At 58.1% G+C, this 7,246-nt stretch carries 6 protein-coding genes and 1 pseudogene; 5 read left to right on the top strand and 2 right to left on the bottom strand.

Annotation, left to right across the window (positions count from 1 at the left end):
- Nucleotides 1-295: pseudogene (locus tag JFN91_RS21820) on the bottom strand (hypothetical protein); the annotation flags it as partial.
- 203 nt (nucleotides 296-498) lie between these two features.
- Here JFN91_RS21820 and JFN91_RS21815 point away from each other — a divergent pair.
- The 4 genes from JFN91_RS21815 to JFN91_RS21800 all read left to right on the top strand — a co-directional run bounded on the left by JFN91_RS21815 (nucleotide 499) and on the right by JFN91_RS21800 (nucleotide 3,591).
- Nucleotides 499-942, top strand: a complete 444-nt coding sequence (locus JFN91_RS21815; protein WP_199391249.1) for a hypothetical protein — start codon at nucleotides 499-501, stop codon at nucleotides 940-942.
- 152 nt (nucleotides 943-1,094) lie between these two features.
- Nucleotides 1,095-2,498 carry a hypothetical protein gene (locus JFN91_RS21810; protein ID WP_199391248.1) on the top strand — a complete coding sequence of 468 codons (1,404 nt, stop codon included), beginning with the start codon at nucleotides 1,095-1,097 and terminating at the stop codon, nucleotides 2,496-2,498.
- Nucleotides 2,499-2,686: 188 nt separating this feature from the next.
- Nucleotides 2,687-3,028, top strand: a complete 342-nt coding sequence (locus JFN91_RS21805) for a cupin domain-containing protein (protein WP_199391247.1) — start codon at nucleotides 2,687-2,689, stop codon at nucleotides 3,026-3,028.
- Nucleotides 3,025-3,591 (top strand): DUF3105 domain-containing protein, encoded by a 567-nt coding sequence (locus tag JFN91_RS21800; RefSeq protein WP_199391246.1) that lies wholly within the window; start codon nucleotides 3,025-3,027, stop codon nucleotides 3,589-3,591. The genes JFN91_RS21805 and JFN91_RS21800 overlap by 4 nt, the downstream gene beginning before the upstream one ends.
- A 163-nt stretch (nucleotides 3,592-3,754) precedes the next feature.
- Here JFN91_RS21800 and pdxR read toward each other — a convergent pair whose 3' ends face one another.
- The gene (gene pdxR, locus JFN91_RS21795) at nucleotides 3,755-5,143 is read right to left on the bottom strand and encodes a MocR-like pyridoxine biosynthesis transcription factor PdxR (RefSeq protein ID WP_199391245.1); all 1,389 of its coding nucleotides are present in this window, start codon (nucleotides 5,141-5,143) and stop codon (nucleotides 3,755-3,757) included.
- A gap of 265 nt (nucleotides 5,144-5,408) precedes the next feature.
- On the opposite strand from pdxR, the gene JFN91_RS21790 reads away from it, so the two are divergent.
- A complete protein-coding gene (locus JFN91_RS21790) occupies nucleotides 5,409-6,551 on the top strand; it encodes a hypothetical protein (protein WP_199391244.1) in 1,143 nt (380 codons plus the stop codon).
- Nucleotides 6,552-7,246 lie beyond the last annotated feature (695 nt).

The raw sequence follows: 7,246 nt of genomic DNA, 5'->3' as shown, positions 1-7,246 counted from the left end.
AGTCACCGGACGCGTCGAGCGAGTCACCGGACGCGTCGAGCGAGTCACCGGACGCGTCGAGCGAGTCACCGGACGCGTCGGGCGAGTCACCGGACGCGTCGAGCGAGTCGCCGGACGCGTCGAGCGAGTCACCGGACGCGCCGAGCGAGTCACCGGACGCGTCGAGCGAGTCACCGGACGCGTCGAGCGAGTCGCCGGACGCGTCGAGCGAGTCACCGGACGCGCCGAGCGAGTCACCGGACGCGCCGAGCGAGTCACCGGACGCGCCGAGCGAGTCACCGGACGCGCCGAGCAAGTCACCGGCCGCCCAGGGAGGTTCGAACTGGTCGATGATGGGAAGATTTAGCTTGAACAGGGGGTGGCGTTAATTTAAAGCAGCCTAGCTGCAGTGGTTTCTTGACTCTCCACAGCTTACCATCCAGGAGGTGTTTCCGCTCATGTCGTTTCGTAGTCTTTCTCTGCTGCTCATTGTTCCTGTTGTAGCAGGCTGCGCCATAGGTGTTCCACAAAACCGGCAAAGCCCCGGATCAACCTGATCCGATGATCCTCCTCCAGTTGTATGTCCGCGCACACGACGACGATGTCGTCATAAACCCCAAAGCCATAACCATCAAGAACGGCAAGGGAGTTACCTTCCGGCCGGTGCGTGCCCTGGGGCCTGTGGCACCTCACTCCATCCCTCTCAACCTCGTCGACGTCACCTATGACAAGGAAGACGCCCTGCGCCCCGGTAGTTATATCCGGGTAAAGAGTGGGAAGACCTCCTGTTTCCTGCTTCAGTACGACATGGCATCATCACCGGACTGGAACATTTCCATGCAGGTCGACGCCATCAAGATTGGCTCCCATCCCAACCCGCCGGAACAATTCACCTTCAAACGCGGCAGTGCCGTCTACCTGATCTGGGGCGGGCGAGAAGAACTGTGTGCCGACATGGATTGAGGCAAAGAGAAGATACGTTAATAAAAGTATTGCGGTGAATTTCCTTTTATTTTAAATTGACTGCCTGCTTTCCTGGGCTGTGCTGCCGGGCATGATATTCTGCCTCCACCTTTGGCTTTAGCTGTCGGGGTGCGAGATGAAAAGGAGGGGATGTGAAAAGAACTTTGTGGTGCCTGCTGGGTGTGCTGTTGGTCGCAACCTTTATCGGATGCGGCGGAGGAGGGGGGGCGCCGGCAGCAAGCGGCACGACCGGGGCCGTATCCTTCCAGATAGACCTGGCAAGCCTGCAGCAAAATGGTACGTCGGCGGCGAAGTCGGTCGCGGCGACGACTGGCGGCGACGTGACCATCACCAATGTCATCGCCACCCTGTCACGAGACGGCTACCCGGACCAGGTGAAGCCGATGACGGTGACAAATAACGTGGCAACCGGCACAGTCAACGACCTCGCCCAAGGTTACTGGCATGTCAGCGCACAGGTCTTTAGCGGTGATGCTCTGCTCTACGTCGGAGCCGTCGACGTCAAAGTCATCGCCGGAGCACAGGTGGCGGCCGAGATCCTGTTCGACCCAGCGCCCGCCCCCGATTCGACCGCCAGCACCGGGACCCTGAGCCTGACGGTCGGGCTGAACAAATATCCCGGCTACACCAAGATCCGCCAGTTTGTCACCAGTATTCTCGAGGACAAGGTGGACCAGAAATACTACATCTTCGACTCCAGTGCCAAGACCGTCGCCGTCTACAACGCCAATACCCTGATTCGCGAAAAGGATATCGTGTTGCAGTCTGCGCCGCAGGCGCTGGCGGTAGAGGCCTCGGGCGGCTCCCTGCTGCTCGGGTACTCCACCGGTAAGATCTACCGGCTGAAGGTGGCCGATGAGAGCCTGACCTATCTCGCCGATTCGCTGATATCCGTGACCGCCCTGGTGCCGATCTCCTCGAAATTCGTGCTGGTGGCCAACGGCAGCGCCTGGGGGCCGTCGAACACCTATGAGACCATAAACCTGGAAAACGGCCAGATCGCCTCGACGAAAAGTTACTGGTATCCCCTCAGCGACTTCACCTACAATCCCGCCGCCGGTGTGGCGTACGCACTCGACAGCGGTCTGTCTCCCGCCGACATGCACCGCCTGGCACTGAACACGGTTACCGGCAGCATCGACAACATCGTAGATTCCCGCTACCACGGCAGTTACACTTTCGGCTCCCCCATCCGGGCGATTCTCAACGGCACCCGCGTCGTCACCGGTTCCGGCAACATGTTCGTCTCGTCCTCCTCGGCAAGCGACGACATCACGTACACCGGCAATCTCGGTCATCCCTTCATCGACCTCGTATCCGATGACGCGTTGGGCAACATCTACATGCTGAACAGCGACAACATCAGGAAACTGCTGGTGATCAAGCAGGACAGCCTGTTCACCGCGCTATCGCTCGACCTCATTGCCGAGCCAAAGCGGATCTTCGACACCGGCAGCAACATCGTCGTCTTCGCAAAGCCTGACGACAACTACTACGCCAAGGTGTTCAGCAAGAGCGCCCTGGGACTCATCTAGGACGAGTGAAACAGCAGTGAGTTCAGGTTCGACCGCCGCGCCTCGATTTCTGAAAGAGAAAAGGGGACAGGCTACTTTAAGTCCAGAGTGTTGGACATAGAAAAGTAGCCTGTCCCCTTTTCTTTGAAATGCTAAAATAGGGACTATGCCACTAGACCGGCAGGTTCTGCGTACAAGAGGAGATCGCTATGAGCAATGAGGAGGTTCCTGAAACGAAAGGTGTTTCGGTGCAGTTACTTGCAACGGTGGATCTCGGCCCGGAGATCGAGGGAATGGAAGGGCGCCAGCTCCGAATGCGTATGGTGACCATTGAACCGGGAGGTGTCTTCGGACCGATGCACGACCATAAAGACAGACCGGGCACGGTCTATGTACTGCAAGGCACAATCACTGACCATCGCGACGGTGTTGCGACGGAGTACGGGCCGGGGGTGGGGTGGCCCGAGGATAGGAACACCATACACTGGCTTGAGAACAAAGGGACGATCCCGGCGGTGGAGATCTCCGTCGACATCGTCAAGCAGCAGTGAAATCGATCATGCTTTCATCTTCGCTGAATAGATGCTTCCGGCTGACCGTGGCCCTGACCTTTCTGGCTCTAACCGTGTCGGTCGCCATGGCTCATGATTCCGTTCCCAAGGAAGATGCTCCCGCAGACGTTAAGGGGCTTGAACAGGTTCAGACCTTCCGTTCAGAAGGGAGAGCGCACCTGGATCCCGGCGAGAAGTGGGAATATGGCCACTATCCCCCCACTTCGGGCCCTCACGACCCCAAACCGGTCAAACCCGCTTTCTACAAGATTCCTCAAGCGCCGGAAAAGCTGGTTCACTCGCTGGAGCACGGCAACATAGTCATCTATTACGGAACACCAGCACGATCCGTGCTCGCTCAACTGAAAAAATTGCAAAAGCGATATGGCGGCAAGTGGGACGGGATAATCGTCACCCCGCTGCCGGAACTGGGAGACGGGGTGATTCTTACGGCGTGGACCAAGATGCTCCGTCTCGACCCCTTTGATCCGGTCCGGGCAAAGGCCTTCATCGATGCATACCGCGGCAAAGGTCCGGAACATGGTCAGAATGAGATGCAATGATAGAAGAGCAGGGGGCTATGCACAGCATCTGTTAAACTTAAACCATCAGCCACGGAGAAAATCTGAGAACTTCTGAGAAAACCTTCACCGCGCGCTCCAGGGCGCCTTCAACGTGAAGAGGAGAAGGGGCAGGCCAGTGCCTGTCCCCTTTTTTTCCTCTTTTTCAGCAGATCCGGGAGAGCAAGGCTATGCCTTGCTCGATCTCGTTGCCGACCATGCCACCAAAGCCGAGCACCAGTGTTACCGCTTCAGGATGGCCGGTGACGCGGAAATCGGAAAACTGGAGCAGCCGAATACCCTTTTGCCCCGCCCTGTCTATGATCTCCGCTTCGCTGCAGGGGGTTTCCGGCAGCCTTATGACGACATGGAGCCCGGCGCCCTGGCCGATGACGACGGCCCGTTTGCCAAAATGGGCCTCCACCGACCGCAGCAGCATGTCGTGCTTCTTTTTATAGACCGTCCGCATGCGCCGGATATGCCGCTCCCAGTGGCCATGCTCCATGAAACATCCCATCGCTCCCTGCTCAACCAGCGACACGGAGCAGTTATAGCCCCTGTAGAGTTGGCGGTACTTTGGCAGCAAGGAGTAGGGGAGCACCAGGTAGCTCAGACGGAGCTCGGGGGAGAGTATCTTGGAGAAGGTCCCCGAATAGATGATGTTCCCGGTCGGACGCAGCCCCTGCAAGGAAGGTATGGGGTTCCCCTGGTAGCGAAGCTCGCTGTCGTAGTCGTCTTCGATGATGAACCTGCCACCGGATTCCGCCCATTCTATCAGTGCCAGCCGGTTGGCCACCGGCATCACGTAACCCAGCGGCAGCTGGTGCGAAGGGGTGACGTAGGCGATGGTGGCGCTGCCGGCCCTGAGCTGACACAACTCGATTCCGCCCGTACCTACCGGAACCGGGCAGATCGTATAGCCATGGTTCTGGAAGACGGCACGGGGCAGGTGGTAGCCGGGATCCTCGACCGCTACCATCGTGTGTTTTTCTTGCAGCAGGTGCGCGATGATCTCAAGGCTCTGGTGCAGTCCGGCGCTGACGATGATCTGATCCGGATCGCAGGTCACGCCGCGCGATTTTTCCAGGTAACTGTGGATGGAGCAGCGTAATCCCCAGTTTCCCTGGAGGTCGCCATAGTGGCTGAACTCCTGGCTGTTGCGGCGCAGCCCCTCGGTCAGACATTTCCGCCACAGTTCGGTCGGGAAACTATCCGGATCGAGGCGGGCAGGATGGAAGTCATAGGCAAAGCGGGACTGGGAAGGGGCAACGAGGTTGTTGTTGCCCTTCTTGCCGGGCAGGGAGTGCGGTGCAACCTGGTCGATGGTCGACACGAAATAGCCGCTGCGCGGCCTGCTGTAGATGTACCCTTCGGCATAAAGTTCCTGGTAGGCGCCATCAACGGTGTTGCAACTGGCGGAAAGCTCTGCGGCCATCTGCCTTACCGAGGGAAGCTTGGAGTTGGCCGCTAGCTTGCCTGACAGGATGCGCTCTCTGAGCTGATTGTAGAGCTGTTTGTACAGCGGCATCGGATCACTGCTATTGAGGATGAACATGCTGCCCCCGTCACTGCCAAGGTTTGGCTGCCCGTTACGCAGGATCTGCCTGCCAACGCGACGTGCCAGCCGTCTCTGCATACTCGCATACTATCCAATCTGCTCCCATAAAAAAAATAAAAACTGTAGCTATGAATGGTTGCACATTGGGCCTATGCTCCCCTAACTGATATCAGTCCGGAAAAGCGCAGCCGGGTAAAACACACCAGCATCGAGAGGGTAACCTATGAAAAGAAGTCTGAGGCTTATGGGCACGGTAGTCACAATGCTTGTATCAATCTCAACCATCGCTCTTGCGGAATCGGTCACCTTTCCCAAGGGGGCGGCAACCCCGTCGGAGACCTGCGGAGAGTGTCACCAGGTACTCTTTAAGGAATACGCCCTGGGTGTCGGCAGCGATAATCATTCTGCGAATCACTCGATACCCGCGACGGTTTCTTCGGCGGCGACCGCCCATGCCACCTCGAAATTCACGCCGCTTGCCTCCGGCGGCGATGTGGAATGGTGCCGTTCCTGTCATTTTGCCGGGTCCTTCAACATACCCGGCAAGAATGAGGTCGGGAAACAGCTGCCCAACGTGGTCAATGCGGGAGAGATCTCGATCACCTGTGCCACCTGCCACCTGACGCCCGAGGGGAACGTACGCAGCGTCCGCCCGTCGAAAAATGCACCCCATGCCTCGGTTGCCGAGCCTGCCCTGCAAACCTCGGCGGTATGCGCTCACTGTCATGTCGAAACGACGAACACCAGGATCGTGGGGGGGCAGTACCAGACCTACCTGGAGTGGCGTGAAGACTTCCACAAGCCGGGGCTCGGTGCGCAAGAGTGCCAGGACTGCCACATGCCTCGGACCCTGCGTAAAGTTGCCGAGGAATCGGATGGTGCTCCTGTCGCAGTCGGGCGGCACCTCTGGACCGGTGGCCACTCCTCGCAGCGCCTGGGCGGCTCGTTGAGCCTCTCCATCATCCAGCGCGAACAGGACAAAGCCATCCTTTCTTTCAGTGTCACCAACATCGGCGCAGGACATTCGGTTCCGACGGGCACTAATTCTCGCGGTGTCTATCTTTCGGTGGATGTGCTGGATCGTCAGGGGGTAAGTCGGGCCCGGAAAGAATGGCTCTTCGCGCCCAATTTCAGTGCCCGCCCCGACGACAAGGCGTTCCTGGAAGCGGACAAGAAGCTTTCCGGTTATGAGGGGTATGCGCAGACGCGGGCCGACGCACAGGGGGCGCATGAAGCTCCGGTGCGCGCCGGCGAAGAACGGCTGCTGAACTGGAGCCCGGCGTTGGCTCCCGGTTTGTACACCGTCAAGGCCGGGCTGAGGTACACGACCGATCGCTTCAGAACGCCCGTAGCCGGCGACGAGAAAGAGATGGGGAGTGCGGCACTGCTCATAACGAACAAGTAACGGTAGGACACGGGACAGGACGGGGCATCATTCAGATTTCGAGTTTGATGCCCCTTTTACTTTTATGCAACCTGTTCAGGAGAGCAGGCGGTCGTAATCCTTATGGGGGCCGATCCAAAACCAGAGCACACCACCGGCGGTTGAGACCCCCAGAGCTCGGTACCGCAATCCGACGTGGACGGACCAAAAGCGATCGATTTGCTTGAAATGTAAAGAAGGGTGACGAGGGTCGCGCTTTAAAAGTGAGAAGTTTTCATCGGCGAGGGTTCGAACCTCGGAGGGGAGCTTGGCGTAGCAATCCCAAAAGCCGGGAGAGGCATGATGGGCTATAACGGCTTGCATTTGCCTGAGGCAAACTGAGCTAGCGCTTCCTCCGCGAGGTGATCGAGTTTTCCGGAGGAAATGTCTGCCCGCAAGGCTCGATCCCACCTTTCTGCCTCGTACTGTGCAAACCACTGGCTGAACTTACGCAATTCCTTATCCGGAAGGGACGCGACCTCAGCCTCAAGTTTTTTTAGAGAGAGCATGGCAAGCCTTCTGGGTGGATCAGAACAGTCAGAGATTACCACAATCTTTTTGGACCCCGGTCAAATGGGCATACAGGAGGGGGCATCGAAGAGAAAAGGGGACACCCATTAAAGGCTGTCGGTCAAGGGCAAAAAAGTTCCCCTATGCAAGAAAAGAGTTTTTCTAGC

The sequence above is a fragment of the Geomonas anaerohicana genome (assembly GCF_016458305.1).
Taxonomy (GTDB): Bacteria; Desulfobacterota; Desulfuromonadia; order Geobacterales; family Geobacteraceae; genus Geomonas; species Geomonas anaerohicana.
The sequence above is the reverse complement of the archived record's forward strand: the minus strand, read 5'-3'. Positions and strand labels throughout refer to the sequence as shown.

Coding starts and splice junctions, on each gene's coding strand:
- JFN91_RS21805 (WP_199391247.1), top strand. CDS start 2,687: ATGAGCAATGAGGAGGTTCCTGAAACGAAAGGTGTTTCGGTGCAGTTA.
- pdxR (WP_199391245.1), bottom strand. CDS start 5,143: ATGTTCATCCTCAATAGCAGTGATCCGATGCCGCTGTACAAACAGCTC.
- JFN91_RS21790 (WP_199391244.1), top strand. CDS start 5,409: ATGCTTGTATCAATCTCAACCATCGCTCTTGCGGAATCGGTCACCTTT.